The sequence below is a fragment of the Pedobacter sp. GR22-6 genome, from assembly GCF_037402555.1.
In the GTDB taxonomy this organism is placed as follows: Bacteria; Bacteroidota; Bacteroidia; order Sphingobacteriales; family Sphingobacteriaceae; genus Pedobacter.
Genome location: NZ_JBBEUC010000004.1, coordinates 125,908 through 149,248, shown reverse-complemented (window position 1 = coordinate 149,248; position 23,341 = coordinate 125,908). Strand labels below are relative to the sequence as shown.

Genomic DNA, 23,341 nt, shown 5'->3' with positions numbered 1-23,341 from the left:
GCCTGATTTTATCCGGCTTGAGATTCAGCGTGCATTGAATTGTAATTCAATGCTAAATCGATATATTATCCTTTAATTCAAGTAGTTTTTTATAAGTTTGGGTTAAAGTACCAGATATATGCACACACGTTTTTCCTTTTTCCTTTCTCTTTTCATGATTTGCTTCGCTGTCGATGCTGCGGCACAGCCCAATGCCGCTTATGTGTTCAACCGTGCACCGCTGGCGTCAGGAAGTTACGTCCAACTGCCCCTGGGCAGTATCAAAGCAAAGGGATGGTTGTTGAAACAGCTCGAGCTCCAGCGGGATGGGGCAACCGGGCATGCAGAGGAATTGTATCCTGAAGCCGACAATCTGGGGTCGGGCTCCGACTGGCTCGGGGGAAAAGGATCTGGATGGGAGCGGGCACCATACTATGTCAAAGGTCTGGTGGCTTTGGCCTATACACTCGATGATGCGGCATTGAAAACGAAAGCATTGAAATGGATCAACTGGACATTGGACAACCAGCAGGCTGATGGATGCTTTGGCCATGCCAAAATGAACGACTGGTGGCCAAGGATGCCAATGATGTATGCCATTCAAAGCTATTATGAAGCTACTGGCGACCAGAAAGTAATCCCTTTTTTTACCAGATATTTTAAATATCAATTGGCAAACCTCGATCAGAAACCCTTGTTCGAATGGAGCAAATCGCGCACAGCTGATAACATTGAACTGGTACTTTGGTTATATAATCGCACCGGCGATTCTTTCCTGATCACACTTGCTGAAAAATTAAAATCACAGGCTTACCCTTGGGGAGCGATCTTCACCAACAACCAATTTTACCATTTTGGCGATGATTTTCATACCAAACACAGTGTGAGTGTAGGTCAGGCACTTAAATTCCCTGCGGTATACGCACAATTGGATCAGGGGCCAACTTATCGGAATGCCTGGTTTAAAGGCATCGAACACCTGATCAGTGATCATGGACAATCCACAGGTATCGCTTCAGGATCTGAGTTTTTGTCGGGCCGGAGTTCCTTTCAGGGAACCGAAACCTGTACTGTGGTAGAATGGATGCAGAGCCTGGAAACAGCTTCACGGATCATTCAGGACGTCAGCATAGGTGACCGACTGGAAAAGATAGCTTTCAACACTTTGCCTGCCCAGTTTAGCCGCGATATCAAATCTCACTTGTACTATACGCAGCCGAATCAGATTCAGTGTAAACATGGGCATTCGGGTTTCGACGAAGATTATGAAGGTGGTGTTTTATTGAGTCCTTATTCAGGCATGGGTTGCTGCCGCTACAATATGCACATGGGCTGGCCTTATTTTGTTAAAAATAGTTGGGCCGCCACTCCCGATAAGGGACTGGCCGTAATGGCCTATGCACCGGTAGAGTTGACTGCCCTGGTGGGCGATGGCGTTCAGGTAAAGCTGGATGTTCTGACCAATTATCCTTTTGAAGAAGAGATCAAAATAAAAGTCAATCCTGCAAAAGCTACCCCATTTCCGCTCAGTCTGAGAATCCCTGCATGGTGTAAAAAGCCGGTGGTAAAAGTCAACGGACAGCTGCAGGCAGGAGTGAAGACGGCCGCATTTTTCAAGATCAGCAGGCTTTGGAAGGCGGATGACGAAGTACAGCTGAGTTTCCCTATGGAGATTGCTGTTTCGGAACAGGTAAACAATTCCGTTACCGTAGAGCGAGGCCCTATGGTATATGGTCTTCAGATTGCTGCAAAATATACCATTCGCAAAGAACACCCGGTCAGGGGCTTCTTTGATTATGAGGTTTATCCCGCTTCGCCATGGAACTACGGATTGGTTTTGGACCGCAAAGACCCTGCGAAAGGTATCCAGATCGTAAAGACCAGCATGCCAGAGAATCCATTTGAGCAGGCGGTAACACCGGTAAAACTGAAACTAAAGGCGAAGAAAATCCCTTCCTGGACATTGGCCTATAACCAGATGCATGCCTTCGAGGTACCGGACAGTCCGGTGTCTTCCGAGGAGCCTGTAGAGGAAGTGACACTTAGTCCCTTCGGTTCGGAAAATATCCGGGTTAGTAATTTTCCGGTTATCGGGACACCCGCAGCTTTGAGCAAAACTTTTGTGGAAGATTTTTCCAAAAGCACCATGCACAGCTGGATCAATTACGGAGGTGGCTGGTTCATCAAAGATGGAGCTATTCATGCAGCCTCCAATAAAGGATCCTGGGGCTATGGCATCCATGGTATGAAAGCCATTGCTGCGGGCAAGCGCTTTGGCGATCTGGATTATGAAGCTACAGTGAGGATCGACTCTAAAGGTAATGGCGGACTACTCTTCCGCGTTACCGATCAGGCATTGGGTGCTGATGCCTATAAAGGTTATTATCTCGGACTGGATGCTGAAAAGGGAATGATCCAACTGGGCAAATCTTCCGGTAGTAAATGGGAAGTGCTGGCAAGCCATACTCAAAAGCTGGACATGGGAAAAGCCTATAAAGTCCGGATACTGGCCAAAGGAGCATCTATCAATGTCTACTTTGAAAACAGCACTAATCCTGTGATTGCTGTAAAGGACAACTCACATTCGGTAGGTACCATTGGCGTAAGGGCTTATGACTGCCTGGTAAGCATTGGAAGCATCAAAGCGAAAGGAATTTAAAAATACTGATTGTCGTCAGTTTTATTGTCGAGCCCAATACCGACATTAGTCTTTCAAAAAAAGGAATAATGGACATTGGAATCATTGGTCTCGGCGACATGGGGAAATTATATGCGAAAGCTTTTGCTAAGGCGGGTTACCAGGTATACGGTGCCGACCTGCCCCAGCACATGGAACGTTTGAGAGAGGAGCTGCAAGGCACAGGTATTCAACTGCTGAACGAAGGTTCAGAGGTTTCCCGCCGTTGTGATGTAATCTTCTATTCCGTGGAAGCAGAGCATATGGCTAAAGTGGTGGCCCAATGTGGAAGTGCCACCAAATTCGGTGCAATTGTGGCGGGACAAACTTCAGTAAAGCGCCCGGAAATCCTTGCTTTTGAGCAATACCTGCCTACAGATGTCAATATCATTACCTGCCATTCCCTGCATGGCCCTGCATTTGATCCTGCAGGTCAAAAGCTGATTGTCATACCACATCGTTGTACAAATGAAGCTTATCGGCGCATGACCGATTTGCTCGCTACCCTGGGTGCTGATCTGGTGGAAATGGCCGACTACCATGAGCATGACCGCATTGTAGCAGATACCCAGGCGGCTACACATGTGGGTTTTGAAAGCATGGGCACCGCCTGGAAAAATGCAGGCTTCTATCCCTGGGAAAATGCGGCTTACTATGGTGGTATCGACAATGTAAAGATCCTGACCACGCTGAGGATCTTTAGCTATAAAGCACATATTTATGGCGGACTGGCTATCCTCAATCCATATGCCGCTGAACAGGTGAAATGTTACGCAAGAGCAGAATCTGAATTGTTCAAAATGATGATCATGGAGGAAGCCGGGGACTTTAGGAAACGCATTTATGCAGCCCGGGATTTTGTCTTCCAGCCGGGCCAACAAGCCCTTTTGCTCGACGATCAGGTGATGCAGGAGTTTTCGCTGGCTTCAAAAACTGTAAGCCCTTTGCCCAATTCGCACCTCAGTCTGCTTAGTATGGCTTGTTCCTGGCATCAGCTCCAGACCAATCCCTATCAAAACCTCATCTGTCAGACTCCTCCCTTCCGTTTGAGGTTGGGCATCGTGGAGTACCTTTTTAGAAATGAAGAACTGCTGGAAGAATCCATAGAGACGGCATTATACAAAAAGGATATCCGTTCTGATGATCTGGAGTTTCATTCTGCGGTGCAGGAATGGGCCTCCATCATTGGTTATGGCGACATGCAAGGGTATAAGTCTTTGTTTGAAGAAACCAAATTGTTTTTCGCAGACCGGCTTGAGGAAGCGCGGAGCCACAGTTCAGAAATGATGAAGAGGCTGAAAGTCGATTAAGGTGTAAACAAGAATCCGAAGCCAACAAAATCGGCTTCCGTTTTATGCACATAGATCTTGGCCTGTACCGCGGCCCAGTCCCATATCCGGTATTTCATTCCTGCAGTCCAGTATGTATGGTTGTCACGCAGACTGTTGTAATGCAGGTAGTAACCATATTTAATCATCAATGCAAGTTCACCCATCCAGATATCCGGGCCCAGGGCAGCACCCACACGCCAATGGTCGTAGGAGGTCGCAAAAGATTGATAAGTACCCGCATTATCATTCGGATCGTATACGGAATGGTAATAAACTGCATCGATCCCGGAACTCAGTCCCAGGATCGGACCCAGTCTATAGTTATAGCCAGCATACAGACCGGTCCGGAAGCGTGCTTCCTTGCTTTGGTACACACCTCTGCGGCCGATATTGATGCCCAGATCTACGCTGTGCTTTTTATAACCAGCCAAGCTTAGACTATCTCTTTTTTTTGTGATGGATTTTAATGCTTGTATGATGCCAAGACTGACGTTTGAAGAATTGATGCCATTATTGGGTACCCGAAAAGCAGCATTAGAAAAGTGCAGTACATCCAGTCCGGCGGCTATTTGTGTACTGGGGCCAACCTGGCTCGCTATTTTTAAGGAGAGTCTGGAACCAAAGTTAATATGGCTGCCCACCAGCGGATTGCCATTGCTGAAAAAGGTTTCTCCGAGATAGCCCAGGCCAAAGGCAGGGGAGAACAGCACTTCAGTTCTATTCAACTTCAATAAAGAGATGTTCAGCCCCGCAAGCAGGGCATAGGAATCACCAAATGTACCTGGTTTTGGGTCGCTGACAAGTTTGATCTTGCTCATGTTCTTGTAATTGAACACGAGGTCTATACTTTTTAATCCCATACCGCGCATCCAGGTGCTGGCGTTTTTTTCTGTATTGAAATGATAGAGTAACTCGCCTCCATACGCAGTCCCGCTCAGTTTTTGCTGGGCGGTAAATACAGCTATAGAAGTCTGTGGGCTAAATTCAATACTGTTCCTGCTTTCCTCCTGTGCCTGTAGCCGGGAGAAAGTAAGGATGAATCCACTTAATAACAAAAAGCGTCTCAGCATTCCGTAATAGAAGTATTATGAAGCAATGGTCGCTGTCGTTCTGCTCACCGCGATTTTTCTTACGGTTGCGATGATCGCATTTCTGTCATAGCCACAAAGCTGCCACAATTCTGACTGTTCCCCATGTTCTATAAATTCATCCGGAATACCCAGGCGGATCACCTGTGCCTGGTATTTATAGTCCGCCATAAACTCGAGCACAGCACTGCCCATCCCGCCCTGAAGACAACCGTCTTCAACGGTGACAATGTTTTTATAACGGCTGAATACATCATGGAGCAGAGCTTCGTCGAGTGGCTTAATGAACCTCAGGTCGTAATGTGCAGGGTGGATGCCCTCACTATTCAATTCCTGACAGGCTTCTACCGCAAAATTTCCGACATGGCCTATGGTCAGTATCGCTACATCTTCACCATCGCAGATCTTGCGGCCTTTGCCGACCTCCAAAGCTTTCAATGGGCGTTTCCAGTCGACCATGACTCCTGCTCCACGCGGATAGCGGATAGAGAAGGGACCTGCATTTTCCTGCTGCGCAGTAAACATCAAGTTCCTCAGTTCTTCTTCATTCATAGGGGCGGCCACCTTCATATTTGGGATACTCCGCATGTAAGCAATGTCATATGCCCCGTGATGCGTGGCGCCGTCGCTACCGGCAAGTCCGGCCCTGTCGAGGCAAAATACCACGTTCAGGTTTTGTATGGCCACATCATGAATTACCTGGTCATATGCCCGCTGCATGAAGCTAGAATAGATGTTACAAAATGGAACCAGTCCCTGGGTCGCGAGTCCCGCCGAAAAGGTCACCGCGTGTTGTTCTGCGATGCCCACATCAAATGCCCTGTTGGGCATGGCTTTCATCATGATGTTCATCGATGAACCGGAAGGCATGGCAGGGGTGATCCCTACAATTTTCTGATTGGCTTCGGCCAGTTCTACCAGCGTATGGCCAAACACATCCTGGTATTTTGGAGGCTGAGGTTTTTCAACCGGTGATTTTTTGATCTCACCTGTGATCTTATCGAAAAGACCCGGTGCATGCCATTTGGTCTGGTCTTTCTCAGCAAGTGCAAAGCCCTTGCCTTTTACAGTAACGCAATGCAACAGTTTAGGACCGGGTATATCTTTCAGGTCTTTGATGATCTGCGCGAGGCGTACCACATCATGGCCATCTACCGGACCAAAATACCTGAAGTTTAAAGCTTCAAAAAGATTACTTTGCTTGAGCAAAGTGCCTTTAATGCTTTTTTCTATTTTCTTAACGAATTTATGGGCATTTGGGCCCAGCTCAGAAAGCTTGATCAACACTCCGGAGATGTCGTCACGGAACCTGTTGTAGGATTTGGAAGTGGTAATGCTGGTCAGGTATTCCTTTAGCGCACCTACATTGGGATCTATCGACATGCAATTGTCGTTGAGCACCACAAGCAGGTTGGAATTTTCAATTCCCGCATGGTTCAGCCCTTCAAAAGCCAATCCCGCAGTCATGGCACCATCGCCGATCACTGCCACATGCTGGCGGTCGGTTTCTCCTTTGTAATGAGAAGCCACAGCCATACCTAAAGCGGCAGATATAGAGGTGGAAGAATGGCCTACGCCAAAAGTATCGTATTCACTTTCGCTGATCTTCGGGAACCCACTGATGCCGTTTAAGATCCTGTTGGTATGGAAAACCGATTTTCTTCCGGTCAGTATTTTATGCCCGTAAGCCTGGTGCCCCACGTCCCAAACCAGTTTGTCGTAAGGGGTATTTAAGGCATAATGCAGTGCTACGGTCAGCTCCACAACACCAAGGCTGGCAGCAAAGTGTCCACCGTTAACACTCACTACATCAATGATGTACTGGCGCAATTCCTTACAGATTTGTTCAAGATCTTGTTCTTTATACTGCTTTAAATCAGCAGGATAATTTATGTTGGGTAATAATGGACCGTTAATATCTTCCATGCAGCATTTTATAGAATAGAAGTACAAAGTAAGGTATTTTGTTGCCAAACTAAGAAGGAAAAACGTTAATTTTACAAAAATATACTTCGATAAATGAACAGAGATACTTTAATTTTTGATTTGATTGACAGGGAATTGGACCGTCAGGAGAATGGACTTGAACTGATAGCTTCAGAAAATTTTGTAAGCAAGCAGGTTATGGAAGCTGCAGGTTCTTGTTTGACAAACAAATACGCTGAAGGCCTTCCGGGCAAGCGTTACTATGGCGGATGCCAGGTTGTAGATGAAATTGAAACCATTGCTATTGAGCGTGCAAAACAACTTTTTGGTGCTGAATGGGTAAACGTACAACCGCACTCAGGTGCCCAGGCCAATGCCGCAGTGATGCTGGCAGTGATCCAGCCAGGCGATAAGATCCTGGGTTTTGACCTTTCGCATGGTGGTCACCTGACTCATGGTTCACCTGTAAACTTTTCTGGAAAATTATACCACCCTTTGTTTTACGGAGTTAAAAAAGATACCGGCCTGATCGATTATGAGAAGCTGGAAGAACTGGCGCTTGCGGAAAAGCCTAAATTGATCATCGTAGGTGCATCTGCTTATTCACGTGAGTGGGATTATGCTTTTGTACGCAGTGTAGCTGATAAAATCGGTGCACTGGTCATGGCAGATATTTCGCACCCTGCAGGTCTGATCGCGCGTGGTCTTTTAAACAACCCACTTCCACACTGCCACATCGTAACAACCACTACTCACAAAACGCTTCGCGGTCCACGGGGTGGTATGATCATGATGGGCAAGGATTTCGAGAATCCTTTCGGCTTGAAAACCCCTAAAGGAGAAATCAGAATGATGTCTTCAGTGTTGGACATGGCCGTATTCCCTGGTACACAAGGCGGGCCATTGGAGCACATCATTGCAGCCAAAGCGATTGCTTTTGGCGAGGCACTGAGTGACGAATACCTGGCTTATGCAAAACAACTGCAGATCAATGCGCAGGCAATGGCAAAAGCTTTTGTAGCTAAAGGATATGGAATCATCTCCGGTGGTACAGACAACCACCTGATGCTGATCGACCTGCGCAACAAAAATATAACTGGTAAATTAGCTGAAAATGCACTGGAAAAAGCAGATATTACCGTAAATAAGAATATGGTGCCTTTCGACGATAAATCGCCGTTTGTAACTTCTGGTATCCGCGTTGGAACAGCTGCCATTACCTCAAGAGGTTTTAAAGAGACAGAAATGGCTACGATTGTTGACTTGATCGATCAGGTAATCAGCAATCCTGAAGATGAGGAAAACTTAAAAAATGTGAAAAAACAAGTTGTTGAACTGGTAAGCCGTTTCCCTTTATATAAATAACTTACATTTATAATAAGATAAATGTCAAAAAGCCGGAAATCACCCCCTAGTGAAGATGAGCGCCTGAAAGCATTGCATCAGTATGGGATATTGGACACACCGAAAGAGCATGAGTTCGATAACATCACCAAACTGGCCAACTTAATCTGCAACACCTCCATCGCATTAATTACCATGGTGGATGAGGACCGGCTTTTTTTTAAATCCATAACGGGCACAGCACCCATCCCCATTCCCCGCGAACTTTCTTTCAGTTCGCTGACCATCGAAGGCGATGATGTACTGGAGATCCAGGATGTGCTGCTGGACGGTAGGTTCAGTCAGCACCCCGGTGTAATTGGCCCGCCTTATGCCCGTTTCTATGCTGGTGCACCGCTGATCGACGATCAAGGATATAAGCTTGGCGTGATCGGTGTATTTGATACCGTAGTCCGTCAGCTGAGTCAGGAACAGAAGGAGGGACTCAAAACGCTCTCCCGGGAGATCATTACCCACATTTCACTGAAACACAGATCAGCCGAATTGGAAGCCAAAACGCAGCGTTTCGAAGACATGCTGAATATCTCCACCGTATCTCCGGAAATCCATTGTATACTCGATGCGCAGGGCAAGATCCTGTTCATCAATGATGCCGTTACCCAAATCCTGGAATACAGTGTGGAGGAGGCCATTGGCCTTAGCGTTTGGACTTTTTGCGATAAGGAAGACATCAGTACGCTCGTTGAACAGGTAGAAAAAGGGCTAAAAAAACGCCAAAAGCAGTTTCATGTAGAGTGCCGTATCGTCAGTAAAAGTGGGACAGTGCGCTGGCTCAGCTGGAATATGGTGGCCAAAAACCTTCGCTGGTATGCTTACGGACGGGATATCACCGAGAACAAAAGGGTAGAGGAAGAACTCAAAAAGCTTTCTTTTGTGGCGAGTAAAGTCAACAATGCTGTAGTCATCAACGATGCCAATAACCATGTAACCTGGGTAAATGCGGCATTTGAGAACATTACGGGATTTACATTGGAAGACCTCAAGGGCAGACGGCTTGGCGATCTGATCGCAGGACCAGATACCGATTTCGACCTCCTCGAACGGGCCAGAAAACTTTCCCAGCAGAACCAGTCCTTTACCGTAGATATGCTGGCCTACAGGAAAGACAAAAAGCCGATCTGGCTCTCTGTACACAACACGGTAGTTTGGAACGAGAAGGCTGAAGTGGAGATGGAAGTCGAGATCATCATCGATATCACCGATAAAAAACAGGCGGAAGAGCAGGTACAGGTATTGTCGCTGGTCGCCAGTAAAACCAATACAGGTGTCAATATTTCCGATAAAGATGGCAATACAACCTGGGTAAACCAATCGCTGGAAAGGCTGACAGGATATACGCTGGAAGAACTCAAAGGTTACCAGTTGGGCAATATCCTTTCCAAAGATGAAGCACAAATGGAACTGATCGTTGAATCCAGGGCAAGAGCACAGAAAAACGAATCCTATTTCATAGAAGTGCAGGCCAGTACCAAGGCGGGGGAACCCATTTGGTTGCAGGTATCCAATACCCCAATCTTCAATGATAAAGGCAAGCTGGAACGTCAGATCGACCTGATTACCGACATTACACAGCGCAAGCAGATCGAAAAGGAACTGGTGGAGTCCAAAGAGCAAGCCCTTCAACTCAGTGAGGCCAAGGAAATGTTCCTCTCAGTGATGAGCCATGAAATTCGTACACCGCTGAATGCAGTGATCGGAATGACTCATTTGCTCATTGATAATGATCCCAAAGCTTCGCAACTCGATGATCTGAACATCTTGAAGTTCAGTGCCGAGAACTTGCTGAACATCATCAATGACATTCTTGATTTCACCAAGATAGAAACCGGAAATCTGGAGCTGGAGTCCATTCCTCTAAGCATCAGCGCGCTCGCAGGCGATATCATCAATTCCCTCCAGATCAATGCTGCCACGAAAGAAAATCAGTTGGTGCTCAATTTGGATCAGCGGATTCCGGAGACCATTATGGGCGATAAGACCAGATTGTATCAAATCCTCATGAACTTGTTGGGCAATGCCATCAAGTTTACCGATCATGGAAAGATTGAGCTCAGGATAAGCCTGGCATCTGAAGGGGAACAAGAGCTATCTTTATTCTTCGAAGTCAGTGACACAGGGATCGGTATTCCGAAAGATAAACAGTCTTATATCTTCGAAACCTTTACGCAGGCTAAATCCGATATTTCCAGGAAATATGGTGGCACAGGTCTTGGATTGGCCATCACCAAAAGGTTACTGCAGCTACACCAATCCGATATTGAGGTACAGAGCGAAGAGGGAAAAGGCACAACCTTCTCCTTCCTGTTGCGCTTTTCTAAAGATATGGCCAGGTCAGATGTATCTGCCACAGTCGATCAGCCGGATGTATTTACCGGCAAAAAAATCCTTGTAGTAGACGACAACGATGTCAATCTTCTTGTAGCGAAAAGAGTATTGCACAAATGGGGCTTTTACCTCGATTTTGCCAGCAGTGGACTGGAAGCCATTGCAAAGGTAAAAGAGAATGTATATGACCTGATCTTTATGGACATCAAAATGCCGGGTATCGACGGCTTTGAAACCACGACAATCATCAGGGAAATTCCCGGACATTACTTTAAATCTGTACCGATCATCGCACTGACCGCTTCTACACTTCAAAATGAGAATAGCAAGTTTAAAGCATCCGGAATGAACGGACATGTTTTAAAACCTTTCAAACCAGATGAGATCAGGAACATCATCCTGGCCTATTTCTCTTAAAAATATCTCGATTGTAGTTTGGGGGATTAAGGAAAATTCCTGTAAAACATAAAGGGCCGATGTTCCACGGGCGTGGAAGTATCGACCCTTAAATTAACGCTCTCGTCACAAAGGTGATAAAATAATTTGATTTGCCAAAATATTCAGGGTTTATTTTAGTGTAGAAAACAGCCGTTTTTTAAAAATGTTGATTTGACGCTTTTAATCGCAGTTTTGTGTCTGAAAAAAATAAAGGAACCATAGAAAAAAAGTAAAGGGCCGATATCTCTTTGTAGAAAATATCGACCCTTACCATCTAAATTAACGCTCTCGGATATATAAACGCAACAGAGGAATAAATGTTTTGTCAACGTTCATTTTTTTGAAAAAAATTATTGAAAGCAACCAAGCGAACTCGGGAATGTCCGCAATCCCCCTTCGAAATCTTTGTTCAGGAACAACTGGAAGTAAGGGTCGTTGCTGAGGTCTGCTCCCTTTTTATGTGCGGGACTAGCCGGTGCCAGGCTAAATTCATACCTGCTGCTGTTCACGAACATTGGATCGGTATTTAGCAGGTTCCCATTGCCTGCATGGGTTTGGAGCGCAGTGCGGATGAGGTTATTCTTCACAGTGCTTTCTGCTGTTCCCAATCCTTTTTGCTCAATGAGGAGCTCCTCTGTCTGTGTACCCCAAATGATGTTGTTCAGCAATTCTGTTTTTAAGTTACCTAAGACTAGCCCAGGACCCGTATCGCTAAGGTATACCGCAGGCGTTTTCCGGCTAAAGCTATAGTTGTATCCGGCAAAAGTATTCTGCTTAAGGTTATAGCTGCCACCGCCAACACCATAGAAGAGGTATTGCCCGCAATTGTAAAACAGGTTGTTGAAGGCATGAAGCCTTGTAGCATATCCCGCTATGGCAGTAATGCTCATGTTTTTTAGTGCGGTGTTATTCAACAGTAATTTCGGACTTCCATTGGCACTGAGTGAGTCTGCCCTGATCCCTATAATTGCATTCTTAATCATGGCATACTGTATTGATGAAGCCTGACTACTGGGGTAAAGGTGTATGCCATTCCATTGTCCGGGTTCTTCAGCATAAAAATTCTCCATCCGGTCGCCCGCAAACAAGACCTGCTGGTCAGCATTGCCTTCTACCTGCAGCGAGCCCCTGATCCTCATTCCGGCCTGGTTGTGGAAAAATACCCTGGTGCCCGCCTGAATGCGTAGTGTGGTATTTGGAGCTACAGTCACGGATTTATAAATGATGTAAGGAAGCTTACTGGTCCAGTTCGTGTTAGTGCTGATGAGCTGTTCGTTTACAAATACGGCATTTTGCCCATAAGCGACCAGTTGCACCGATTGCGGATTCCCATTGGTGCTAAACAGGATGGAATCCTGCACAATAAAAGGAAGGCTCTGGGTGTTGGGATTGATCAGCACCTTAATAAATATGCTGATGGAATCCCTGGCATCGATCTTCAGATTGGACTTTTCGTTGAGGGATTGTCCGTTGATGATCAGGCTGAAATTCGAGGTATTGCCTCCGGCGAGCTGAATATTGCTGATGTTGATCGCCTTTTGCTGCACATTGTATATCTTAATGCGTTTATTGGTAGAACCTATCGCAGTGAAAACAGTGTCGAACAATACGGTGTCTGTAGAAAAACTGAGCCTGGCGTTTTTGTCTGCACTGATACCCTCCGACTTACGACAAGCCGCAAGCGCAATCATACAGATCAGCATAAGACACAAGGATAACCGCATTTAGCAAACTTAGAGAAAAACCCGTCAATCTGCAAAGGCCAGTGTGGCGATACTCAGCCTGCTGATTCCGGCTTGTTGAAGCACGATCGCACAGGCTTCTATCGTTGCGCCAGTCGTAATCACATCATCCACAAGCAATACATGCAGGCCCAGCAATTGCGCTTCCTGTTTTACCTCAAATACGTCTTTCATGTTCTCATATCTTTTATACCTGCTTTTCTGCGTTTGTGAAGAGGTGGCAGTGTTGCGGATCAAATCCTTTTCCAACACCGGAATGCCAAGGACTTCTGCGATGCCTTTTGCAATACATAGGCTCTGGTTGTATCCCCTTAGTTTTTCTTTTTTACGGTGCAATGGCACCGGTAGGATACAGTCCAGTCCATGGTAAAGCGGCGCTTCAAGGAGCCTTTCCCCGAGCATTCTGCCCAGTAGCAGACCAAGGTCCTGACGGTTCCGGTATTTCAGCTGATGGATGAGTTCCTGTACCGGACCGGCTTTTCTGAAGTGCAGGAAAGCCATAGCCGCATGAAAGGGAATCCTTCCCCAGAGCTTTCTGGCTGTTTTATTGTCTGCGTAAAGGTGATGGTCGGTATAGGGCAGGTCATACAGGCAGAAGGTACATACCGCTTTTTCGGCCCGGTAGAGCAGGCAACCGCAGGCACAGCAAAGGTCGGGAAACAGCAAATTGAACAGGTCCCTGGCAGCAGCGTAAAAGAAATGATGGAGTTTCATGCGCTAAAGTAGCCGCTTTAGCACATCAACTGGTAAAAAGAGTTTTTTTAATTTTGGTCTTTTACCGCCAATTGTCCGCAAGCCGCATCAATATCTTTACCGCGACTGCGTCTGATATTGGTATTGATGCCCTGACTTTTCAGGTAGTTGGAGAATGCATCGATCTTATCACCTTCTGCATTGACGAAATCAGCAAACTGGATCGGATTGTACTCAATCAGGTTCACTTTGCAAGGCACGTGCTTGCAAAACTTGGCCAGTTCCATCGCATCTTCAATTTCGTCATTGAAATGATTGAATACGATGTATTCGTACGTGATCGGGTTTTTCGTTTTTGAAAAATAATATTTCAGTGCTTCAGACAGTGCCTTTAGCGAGTTTTGTTCGTTGATCGGCATGATCTCGTTGCGCTTCTTGTCATTGGCCGCATGGAGTGAAACGGCCAGATTAAACTTCACGCCATCATCACCCAGCTTCTTGATCATCTTTGCAATTCCTGCAGTAGATACCGTGATGCGTTTGTATGACATATTCAAGCCATCCGGAGCTGTAATGCGTTCGATGGATTTCAATACGTTGGCATAATTCAGCAAAGGTTCACCCATGCCCATGTATACGATATTTGTTAGCGGTGCTTTGTAGTTTTCCTTGGCCTGCTGATCTATCAGGACCACCTGGTCATAGATTTCGTCGGCATTGAGGTTCCGCTTGCGGTCCATATAACCTGTCGCGCAGAATTTACAGGTCAGGCTACAACCCACCTGTGAACTTACACAGGCCGTCATGCGCTCATCCATAGGGATCAGCACACCCTCTACAATGTTGCCATCATAAAGTCTGAAAGTATTTTTGATCGTATGGTCATTGCTGAACTGGGAATTGTTGACTTCGACTACATTGATGGAATAGTTCTCGTTCAATTTTGCCCTCAGGTCTTTGGAAAGGTTACTCATCTCCTCAAAACTGCGGGCAGATTTTTCCCATAGCCATTGGTAGACCTGTTTGGCCCGGTAAGATGGTTCTTTCATGGCCGTAAAGTGCTGTTGCAGTTGCGCCAGATCCAGTGAACGTATATCAGTTTTCTTTGTAGGAAGCATTTCGCTGCAAAGTTACAAAAAAATCTTACCTTTTTGGGCTCTTCACTTTAGCTCCCGGCGCGCCGGATCTTCCGTTGCCTGGCTTTACCGGTCTTTTGCTTGGACCGCCTGCTTTGAACCAGTCGTTGGTATTGCCAGCTGATTTGCTGCCTCCGGCCGCTCTGCCGCCAGTAGCTGATTTAGGTGCTGCCTTACCTTTGCCTCCTGCAGGCCGATCTGCACGGCTCAACGAAGCGCTTTTCCCCGCTGAACGCGGCCCTGCCGACCTGCCACCTTTAGGTCCAGCTGATTTGCCGGAAGACCTTCCCGGAGTGACATTCTCCATGAAATCTTCTTCTTTAGCTATTTTAGGTTTTTTATTGACCCTTTTGGGTGCTGCCGATGCTGCTTCAGAGCTCGACTTGGCCACCATATTGTATATTTCGGTTTGTTCTTCAGGAGTCAATTCACGCCATTCCCCTACAGGGATACCTTTTATACTTACATTCATGATACGTACCCGCTCCAGTTTGACCACTTCAAAGCCGAAGTACTCGCACATGCGGCGGATCTGCCTGTTGAGTCCCTGGATCAGTGTGATTTTAAAAGTCGAAGGCCCTTCTTTTGTCACTTTGCATTTCTTGGTCATGACACCCAATACTGGTACACCTTTGCCCATGTTGGTAATGAAAGACTCTGTAACGGGTTTATTGACCGTCACCACATATTCTTTTTCATGGTTATTACCTGCCCTCAGGATCTTATTCACCAGATCTCCGTTGTTGGTCAGGAAGATCAGTCCCTGTGAATCCTTATCGAGGCGGCCGATCGGGAATACCCTTTCGCTATGGTTTACATGGTCTACAATATTGCTTTTTACCCCCGCTTCAGTGGTGCTGGTGATGCCCACTGGTTTGTTGTAAGCAATCAATACTGTATTTTCGGCTTGTTGCGGTTCAATGTTCTGTCCGTTCACCGTCACGAGATCACCAAAAAAGACTTTGTCGCCCACCTTAGCTTTCTTACCATTGATGTACACATTTCCCTGCTCAATATACCTGTCGGCCGCTCTTCTTGAGCATAAACCGCTTTCACTAATGTATTTATTTAATCTTGTGGTAGAATCTGCCATTGGGCTGTGCTTATGAATTGAAATTATTTACAAAGAAATCAATTTATAATCACATATGCTATCAAAATCTTTTTGCAGCGCTGCATTGTCTGTTTCAGTCCATGCCCCTGGGGTCTTGAGCCTGGTAGCCCCGGAGCTGTAGTGCACTGTCTTCATTCAGCATTTTTCAACCGTGCTTTCAACGTCTTTTGCTTGTAAAAAGTCGGACAGGAGACGGAGAAAAGACGGAGCGGAGACGGATTCGGGTAAGACTCACCCTATGCCCGCTTAGGAGTAGGGCTCAGTAATCAACAGGAAGAAATTTCATGTATTCGCTCATTTTCATGTGGTCTTTTTTCCGGAAGGGAGTATCCAGGCACCTTACTGCGATAATGCGCGATACGCGGAAGTCGCGGTATTCATTACGCAGGTGGCACCAGCCAATGAGGTGCCAATTAAAGGCATAAAAGATCAGACCGATCGGTTCCACCTCGCGTTTACTGCTTTCACTATTATGATTTTGATAGTCGATTTCTATCATGCATTGGATTGATATGGCATTTTGCAGTGCAGACAAATGGTCGAATTCATCGTTCAGCATTTCATGACGCAGTTGGAATTTGATGCTTTCATTCAGCAGTTCCAGTTTTTCTTTTTGCGAGTTCTTTAATACTGCTTTGACTTTGTTCAATGCGGTAGTATAATTGGTCAAAATCGACTTGTCTGCAAAACTGGAGACCAGGCGTTCCATGATCAGCAAGGCGTTTGCTTCATCTGAGCTGAAAGATACCGGTGGCAAGAAATAGCCCTGTACAATGAAATAGCCCTTAGGCTGTTCAAAACTAATCGGTACGCCCTGTTCCAGCAAGGCTTTGATGTCGCGGTATACAGTCCGCACGCTCATTCCAAACTGCTCCGCAATTTTATCGGCGCTGGTATATTTTCTACTCTGTAACAGGATCAGGATTCCAAAAAGCCGGTCGATGCGATTCATGGAACTAAATTAAGATATTATCCGGAAATACATTTTCTTTGTATCCATGATTTCTTATATATCTGCTTCAGGTGTCTATCCGGTTAATGCTCCGGTTATCGAAAATGGGGTGCTGGGTGTAGACCCGGAAGGTAAGATCACAGCTGTGATGACAGCAGAAGAAGCACAAGCGAAGGGAATTGCCGATATTACTGTTTACGAAGGGATTTTGGTTCCTGGTTTTGTAAATACCCATTGTCATCTGGAGCTTTCCCATATGAAGGGCGAGCTGAAAGGTAAGAAGGGCCTGGTCGATTTTGTGCAGCAGGTGATGAAAACCCGGGCAGCTGATGATTACAGCATTGAGCTGGCGATGCTTAAAGCGGATCTGGAAATGTGTGAGAATGGTATTGTGGCAGTGGGTGATATTTCCAATCAGGTCATTTCCCGGTCTATCAAATCTGGTAGCCCTTTGTATTACCATACCTTCCTTGAAGTGATGGGTTTCAATCCGGCTACAGTAGACTTGTCTATGGAACGGGCACGGAGTTTTGAAGCTGAATTTGGTGATGTTCCAATTTCCCTGGTCCCACATGCACCATATTCGGTCTCCAGAGTTTTGTTTGAAGCGATCGCGGAGCATGCAACTTCGAAATCTTCGATATTGAGCATTCACAATCAGGAGACGGCACAGGAAGATGATTTCTTTAAAAATAAAACCGGGGATTTTTTAAAATTGTATGAGTTTCTGGGGTTGGATATTGATTTTTACAAATCTACAGGCAAGAGCTCTTTACAGAGTTACCTGCCCTTACTGCCTCCGGACCTGAAGACCTTATTGGTACACAACACATTTACAAAAAGAGCAGATGTAGATTTTGCAACTTCCATACATCCAAATTTGTATTGGTGTCTCTGTCCCGGAGCCAATCAATATATAGAAGGATGCCTGCCAGATGTACCTATGTTCATGGAGGCAGGGCTGCGCATCACGCTCGGTACAGATAGTCTGGCCAGCAATGATGGGCTGAGCATCCTGAGGGAGATGAACCGGCTACAGTCGCATTTCGAGATTCCAATAGCAGATCTGATTCGTTGGGGCACTTGGAACGGAGCTGAATTCCTGGGTATTACAGATCGTTATGGAAGTTTCGAGCCAGGTAAGCAGCCTGGCGTCAATTTGCTGAATACGGTAGAAATGGCTGGGAAGACAGTACTTGGTACTTGGGTAAAACGTTTATTTTAGGCAGCAGGTAATGAAATTTTAGATGGCAATGAAGACGAAGATCAGCAAACTTTTTGGTATTGAATACCCCATCATACAGGCTGGAATGGTTTGGTGTAGTGGCTGGAAGCTCGCTTCGGCGGTATCTAATGCAGGTGGACTGGGCGTCATCGGCGCGGGCTCCATGTATCCGGAAGTTTTCCGTGAGCATGTGCAAAAATGCAAATCGGCTACAGATAAGCCTTTTGGCGTGAACGTACCACTGCTCTATCCCAATGTACAGGAGATTATGGATATCATTGTAGATGAAGGCCTGAAAATCGTCTTTACTTCCGCAGGTAATCCTGCGACCTGGACCAAATACCTGAAAGAAAAAGGCATTACCGTAGTGCATGTTATTGCCAATACCAAATTTGCAAGGAAAGCTGAAGCTGAGGGAGCAGATGCGGTAGTGGCAGAAGGTTTTGAGGCCGGCGGGCACAATGGAAGGGAAGAGACCACAACCATGTGCCTGATCCCAATGGTCTGTGCTGCTGTGCAGATTCCCGTAATTGCCGCAGGGGGGATCGGGAACGGCGCCCAAATGCTGGCAGCGATGGCATTGGGTGCAGATGCAGTACAGGTCGGGTCTGCTTTTGCAGTAGCAGCAGAATCTTCCGCGCATCCCAATTTTAAGGAAAAGATCATTGCAGCTGTGGAAGGGGATACCAAACTGCGGATGAAAAAGTTGGTGCCGGTACGTTTGTTGAAGAATGAATTTGCCGATTTGGTGGCCCAGGCAGAAGCATCCGGCGCGAGTACGGAAGCGCTGATGAATTTGCTGGGCCGGGCACGTGCGAAACTGGGTATGTTTGAAGGGAATATGGAAGAAGGGGAACTGGAGATCGGTCAGGTATCGGCCATGCTTGGGGAAATCAAGCCGGCGGCGGAGATTCTGGAAGAAATCTGGTCTGGATTTTTGGCCGCAAAAGGACGCCTTTTAGAACTTTAACATGCCTATATTTGCAGGCTTATAATTATTCTTCATCACCGTTAAAAGAAGCTATCAATAGATGAAAATCATACATCAGAATATCAGGATCACAGGTAAGGTTCAGGGAGTTGGTTTTAGGGAAACTACCAAATACGTAGCAGATCAGTCGGGCATCAAAGGCTTTGTACGTAACGAAGCTGATGGCTCAGTTTACATCGAAGCAGAGGCCGAGCAATGGGAACTGGAATCTTTCCTGGAATGGTGCAATGATGGGCCTGACAGGGCTAAAGTTGAGCATTGTGAAGTTACCGAAGGAGCGGAACTGAAGGGTTTCAAAGATTTTGTAGTCTTAAAAAAGTAGGATGTCGGCAATTAAAAAGTTTCTGGGACAGACAGCGATTTACGGACTGACTACCGTAGTTTCCCGGATGTTTAATTTCATCCTGACCCCGTTTTTTACAGGGGTTTTCCAACCGGGTGTCTATTCCATCTTTACGAAAATGTATGCTTCTGCTTCGTTGATCAACGCGATATTGGCTTTTGGGATGGAGAGTACCTTTTTCAGGTACCTGAACAAGCATGAAGACAAGAAGCAGGAAGTTTACAACAATTCCTTTTTCAGTATTGGATTTTTGTCGTTGCTTTTCCTGATCAGCGCGTTGGTATTTGCGAGACCGATTGCACTGCATTTCGCCAATGGTCCGGAAGAAGTAGCCGATTACCTGCAATACGTGCATTACTTTGTATGGATTTTGTTTATAGATGCGATCTGTGTGATCCCTTTTGCCAAGCTTCGGGCAGATGAACGGCCAATGCGTTTCAGCCTGATCAAGTTTTTGAATATTGGGACTTTCATTGGTTTCAACCTTTTCTTTTTATTGGCTGTTCCGGCGCTGATCGAATCAGGTGGCGCAACAGGCAGTTGGTTTGCTTCATGGTACCGCGAAGGCTGGATTGGTTATGTATTTATTTCTAACCTGATCGCCAGTATACTTACGCTTCTGCTGCTGTTGCCCGAACTGCTCAAACTGAAGCTGAAATTTGATGGGGAACTGTTCCGGAAGATGCTGGCCTATTCCTGGCCCGTTCTGGTCGCCAATTTGTCCTTCGTGATCAATGAGAATCTGGATAAGATGATTTTAGAGCCTTTGGGGGTGTCTGCTTATAACCTTGGGGTATATGGAGCGGTATGTAAGATTGCGGTGTTTTTAAGCCTCTTCATTACCGCATTCCGCCTGGGTGCGGAGCCATTCTTCTTTAGTCATGCCAAAAGCGCAAATGCCCGGCAGACTTATGCGACGATCTTGAATTACTTTGTAATAGCCCTGTCTATCATTTTTGTGGGTTTGGTTGCGAATATTGAATTGCTGAAGTATTTCATCAACAATAAAGAATACTGGGTGGGTCTTGGTGCTGTGCCGGTTCTGTTGTTCGGTTATGTATGCCTGGGAATTTACAGCAACTTGTCAATCTGGTACCGTTTATCAGACCAAACACGGTACGGACTTTATATTTCGGTAGTGGGGGCCGTAATCACTATCGTGCTCAATATTGTATTGGTGCCACGGTATGGTTTCATGGGCTCGGCCTGGGTTTCTCTGCTGGCTTATTTCACCATGATGGTGATTTCCTATGTTTTGGGTCAACGCAATTACCCAATCCCTTATAATTTAAGGCGTATTGTGTTGTATATGCTGGCCTCTCTAGTGCTGGTCGTGTTGTCATTCTGGATATTTGACAGGAATTTATATATTGGTAATGCGTTATTGCTGGCTTTCATTTCCGGGGCTTATTATTTCGAGAAAAACGAGCTGATGAAGCTTTTGAAAAGGTAAAGAAAATGGCATTTTCTTTACCTAAGGTGTTATCTTTGTATAGGTTTTTCAAAAATCTATACATATGAATTATTTCCATCCCTTTTTTATGGTAATGGGAGTGAGTGGGGCACAAATAACTGCATCATTAAGCACAAATCAAATTATTATAAATTAGCTCAAAATTACGGGATGAAGATTTCCGGTAGGATAAAATAAGTTAAAGACAATTTTAAACAGATGAAAATCAATATTATCAATAAATCAGGGCATGCATTGCCGCAATACGAAACGGCTCATGCGGCAGGAATGGATATGAGGGCGAACATAGAAACTGAGATCAGGATTAAACCTTTACAGCGTGTATTGATTCCAACTGGTTTATATATAGAACTTCCTGTAGGCTACGAAGCGCAGATCAGACCGAGAAGCGGACTGGCTTACAAACACGGGATCAGCATTGTGAACTCACCGGGTACAATAGATGCTGATTACAGAGGGGAGATCAAAGTATTGCTGGTGAACCTGTCGGACACTGAATTTGTGGTCAATGACGGGGAAAGGATCGCACAAATGGTGATCGCAAAGCATGAGACAGTGAGCTGGGAACTGGTAGAAGAATTGAGTGATACGGCCCGTGGTGCTGGTGGTTACGGACATACAGGTAAATAAAAAGATGAAGCAATTGAAGTGGTTTTTATGTTTGTTTTTTCTGTCGATTGCGTCCGCAAAGGCACAGCAGCCTGTAGTGAGCAAGCTGGACAGTAATGTCATAAAGACACTTTTTTATGCCGGACTGCGGGATAAACTGAATGAAAACTATCCACGTGCGGCTGAAAACTTCAACAAGATCCTGGCTATAGATGCCGACAATGCAGCGGTACATTATGAGATCGCGGTGCTCAATTACCGTCAGAATAAGATTCAGGAAGCAGAACAAGCGGTTAAGAAAGCTACTTCCATTGATGCCAATAATGTATGGTACTGGAAGCTGATGGGAGAGCTGTATAAGCGAAGTGGAAATATGGATGCCCTGATCGGCGTTTTTAATCAACTGATCAGGTTGTCCCCGGATAATGATGCGTATTATTTTGACCGTTCCAATGCCTGGCTGCTCAGTGGTAAGGAGGAGCTGGCGATGAAAGGCTATGCGGAGCTGGAACAGAAGTTTGGGCCTTCAGAAGAACTGAACCAGGCCAGGGCCAGGGTAGAACAAGGGCGTTCCGGAGCCAAACCGGCGAAAAAGGAGGCAGCTGTAAGCAATGCGACTGAAGCGCAAAAGCCAGCATTGGATCCCAATGACCCCAAAGTAATGGCCGGTATGGCTGAAGAACTCTATAAGAAAGGAGAACTGAATGCCGCGCTGGAGCAGTACAGAAAGGTTTTGAAGCAAACAGATCAATTGTATGGTGTATGGGAACAAACCTTAAACATTCAAACGATCCTGGGGTTGTATAAGGAAGTAATCACAACTGCTGATGAAGCTTTATCTGTATATCCCAATCAGGCCATCCTGTATTATTTCATTGCCTTTGCTCAGCAACAGGAAACAAAATATGAGGAAGCCCTGGGTAATATCAAGACTGCACTAAGCCTGGATGCCGAAAATCCGGTATATCAGGAATGCTATGGCGATATCCTCTTTTTAAAAGGAAACGTGGAGCAGGCCCTGGTACAATGGAAAAAAGTAAAAGCAGTAGGTGGGGGTTCAGATAAATTAAAGAAGAAGATCGATGAACGCAAGTACATTAAATAAGCTGGTATTGTTGCTGCTGGTCATGCTGGCGGGAGCCTGTAAGACAAAAAAGGTGATTGTAAAAGTGCCTGAGACCGGGGTAAATACTACGGTAGTTAATAAAAAAGCAGAAAACCTGAAAACGCTGGCCGATAAAGACCTGGTGTATACCAGTCTGTCGATGAAAGCAAAGGCCAATCTGGAGATCAATGGTAATGGCAACAATGTGACGATGAACATCAGGATGGTTAAGGATGAAAAGATTTGGGTCAGCATCACTGCCATAGCGGGGATAGAAGTAGCCAGAGCCTTAATTACGCCAGACAGTATCAAGGTGAAGAACAGTTTTCAGGGCGTGTACCTAAAAAAGCCGTTCAGCTACATACACCGCTATACGAATCCCCAGGTGAACTTTGCACTGCTGCAATCGATCTTTTCCGGAAATACGATCAAAGATTTTATGGTGGAGCAATCGGGGCTTGAACAGCAGAATGGGGTATGGCTGTTGACGGGGAACCAAGGTGATCTGGCTTATCGTGTGCTATTCAACACCCTGTTGAAAATAGGTGAGAATAACCTGAACGATGTGAAATCCGGCAGGGCTTTGAAAGTAGTCTATGGCGAATACCAGAAAATAGACAATATCCCTGTACCTTCCAATATCAGGATCAGCTCCATAGCAGGAACTCAGAAAGTGAATTTAACATTGGACTTTTCCAAGATAGAACGCAATGTTCCTCTGGAATTTCCGTTTAATGTTCCAGCTAAGTATGAGGTGATAAACTGATTTTTTTTAATACTTTTGGAGCA

At 45.8% G+C, this 23,341-nt stretch carries 18 protein-coding genes; 11 read left to right on the top strand and 7 right to left on the bottom strand.

What is annotated here, in order from left to right; all coding sequences use genetic code 11:
- Positions 1–118: 118 nt before the first annotated feature.
- Both WAE59_RS18895 and WAE59_RS18890 read left to right on the top strand, forming a co-directional pair.
- Positions 119–2,638: a beta-L-arabinofuranosidase domain-containing protein gene (locus tag WAE59_RS18895; RefSeq protein WP_337857538.1), complete on the top strand. Its 2,520-nt coding sequence runs from the start codon at positions 119–121 to the stop codon at positions 2,636–2,638.
- A 68-nt stretch (positions 2,639–2,706) separates the two neighbouring features.
- Positions 2,707–3,966, top strand: coding sequence for a prephenate dehydrogenase (locus WAE59_RS18890; RefSeq protein WP_337857537.1), 1,260 nt, complete (start codon positions 2,707–2,709; stop codon positions 3,964–3,966).
- Here the strand turns inward: WAE59_RS18890 and WAE59_RS18885 are convergent.
- Both WAE59_RS18885 and dxs read right to left on the bottom strand, forming a co-directional pair.
- Positions 3,963–5,057 carry an acyloxyacyl hydrolase gene (locus tag WAE59_RS18885; RefSeq protein ID WP_337857536.1) on the bottom strand — a complete coding sequence of 365 codons (1,095 nt, stop codon included), beginning with the start codon at positions 5,055–5,057 and terminating at the stop codon, positions 3,963–3,965. The genes WAE59_RS18890 and WAE59_RS18885 overlap by 4 nt on opposite strands.
- Positions 5,058–5,072: 15 nt before the next feature.
- On the bottom strand, positions 5,073–7,001 hold the full coding sequence (gene dxs, locus WAE59_RS18880) for a 1-deoxy-D-xylulose-5-phosphate synthase (protein WP_337857535.1): 1,929 nt from the start codon (positions 6,999–7,001) through the stop codon (positions 5,073–5,075).
- 93 nt (positions 7,002–7,094) lie between these two features.
- On the opposite strand from dxs, the gene glyA reads away from it, so the two are divergent.
- A complete protein-coding gene (gene glyA, locus WAE59_RS18875; RefSeq protein WP_337857534.1) occupies positions 7,095–8,366 on the top strand; it encodes a serine hydroxymethyltransferase in 1,272 nt (423 codons plus the stop codon).
- Positions 8,367–8,387: 21 nt separating this feature from the next.
- Positions 8,388–11,147 carry a PAS domain S-box protein gene (locus tag WAE59_RS18870; RefSeq protein WP_337857533.1) on the top strand — a complete coding sequence of 920 codons (2,760 nt, stop codon included), beginning with the start codon at positions 8,388–8,390 and terminating at the stop codon, positions 11,145–11,147.
- A gap of 371 nt (positions 11,148–11,518) precedes the next feature.
- Here the strand turns inward: WAE59_RS18870 and WAE59_RS18865 are convergent, their stop codons facing one another.
- The 5 genes from WAE59_RS18865 to WAE59_RS18845 form a co-directional block, all read right to left on the bottom strand.
- On the bottom strand, positions 11,519–12,871 hold the full coding sequence (locus WAE59_RS18865; RefSeq protein ID WP_337857532.1) for a hypothetical protein: 1,353 nt from the start codon (positions 12,869–12,871) through the stop codon (positions 11,519–11,521).
- Positions 12,872–12,916: 45 nt separating this feature from the next.
- Positions 12,917–13,624: a ComF family protein gene (locus tag WAE59_RS18860; RefSeq protein WP_337857531.1), complete on the bottom strand. Its 708-nt coding sequence runs from the start codon at positions 13,622–13,624 to the stop codon at positions 12,917–12,919.
- A 47-nt stretch (positions 13,625–13,671) separates the two neighbouring features.
- Positions 13,672–14,721: a 23S rRNA (adenine(2503)-C(2))-methyltransferase RlmN gene (rlmN, locus tag WAE59_RS18855; RefSeq protein ID WP_337857530.1), complete on the bottom strand. Its 1,050-nt coding sequence runs from the start codon at positions 14,719–14,721 to the stop codon at positions 13,672–13,674.
- Between the two features lie 25 nt (positions 14,722–14,746).
- Positions 14,747–15,832 carry a 23S rRNA pseudouridine(2604) synthase RluF gene (gene rluF, locus WAE59_RS18850; protein ID WP_337857529.1) on the bottom strand — a complete coding sequence of 362 codons (1,086 nt, stop codon included), beginning with the start codon at positions 15,830–15,832 and terminating at the stop codon, positions 14,747–14,749.
- A 280-nt stretch (positions 15,833–16,112) separates the two neighbouring features.
- Complete coding sequence (locus tag WAE59_RS18845; protein WP_337857528.1) at positions 16,113–16,805, bottom strand: helix-turn-helix transcriptional regulator; 693 nt, start codon at positions 16,803–16,805, stop codon at positions 16,113–16,115.
- 46 nt (positions 16,806–16,851) lie between these two features.
- On the opposite strand from WAE59_RS18845, the gene WAE59_RS18840 reads away from it, so the two are divergent.
- The 7 genes from WAE59_RS18840 (at position 16,852) to WAE59_RS18810 (ending at position 23,318) form a co-directional block, all read left to right on the top strand.
- Positions 16,852–18,030, top strand: a complete 1,179-nt coding sequence (locus WAE59_RS18840) for an amidohydrolase family protein (RefSeq protein WP_337857527.1) — start codon at positions 16,852–16,854, stop codon at positions 18,028–18,030.
- A gap of 28 nt (positions 18,031–18,058) precedes the next feature.
- Positions 18,059–19,000, top strand: a complete 942-nt coding sequence (locus WAE59_RS18835) for an NAD(P)H-dependent flavin oxidoreductase (protein WP_337857526.1) — start codon at positions 18,059–18,061, stop codon at positions 18,998–19,000.
- Positions 19,001–19,061: 61 nt separating this feature from the next.
- Positions 19,062–19,343 carry an acylphosphatase gene (locus WAE59_RS18830; RefSeq protein WP_337857525.1) on the top strand — a complete coding sequence of 94 codons (282 nt, stop codon included), beginning with the start codon at positions 19,062–19,064 and terminating at the stop codon, positions 19,341–19,343.
- Position 19,344: 1 nt separating this feature from the next.
- Positions 19,345–20,817, top strand: coding sequence for an oligosaccharide flippase family protein (locus tag WAE59_RS18825; protein WP_337857524.1), 1,473 nt, complete (start codon positions 19,345–19,347; stop codon positions 20,815–20,817).
- Between the two features lie 219 nt (positions 20,818–21,036).
- On the top strand, positions 21,037–21,468 hold the full coding sequence (gene dut / locus WAE59_RS18820) for a dUTP diphosphatase (protein ID WP_337857523.1): 432 nt from the start codon (positions 21,037–21,039) through the stop codon (positions 21,466–21,468).
- Between the two features lie 4 nt (positions 21,469–21,472).
- Entirely contained in the window at positions 21,473–22,552 is a 1,080-nt protein-coding gene (locus WAE59_RS18815) for a tetratricopeptide repeat protein (protein ID WP_337857522.1), read from the top strand.
- Positions 22,530–23,318: a DUF4292 domain-containing protein gene (locus tag WAE59_RS18810; protein WP_337857521.1), complete on the top strand. Its 789-nt coding sequence runs from the start codon at positions 22,530–22,532 to the stop codon at positions 23,316–23,318. Before WAE59_RS18815 ends, WAE59_RS18810 begins: the two co-directional genes overlap by 23 nt.
- Positions 23,319–23,341 lie beyond the last annotated feature (23 nt).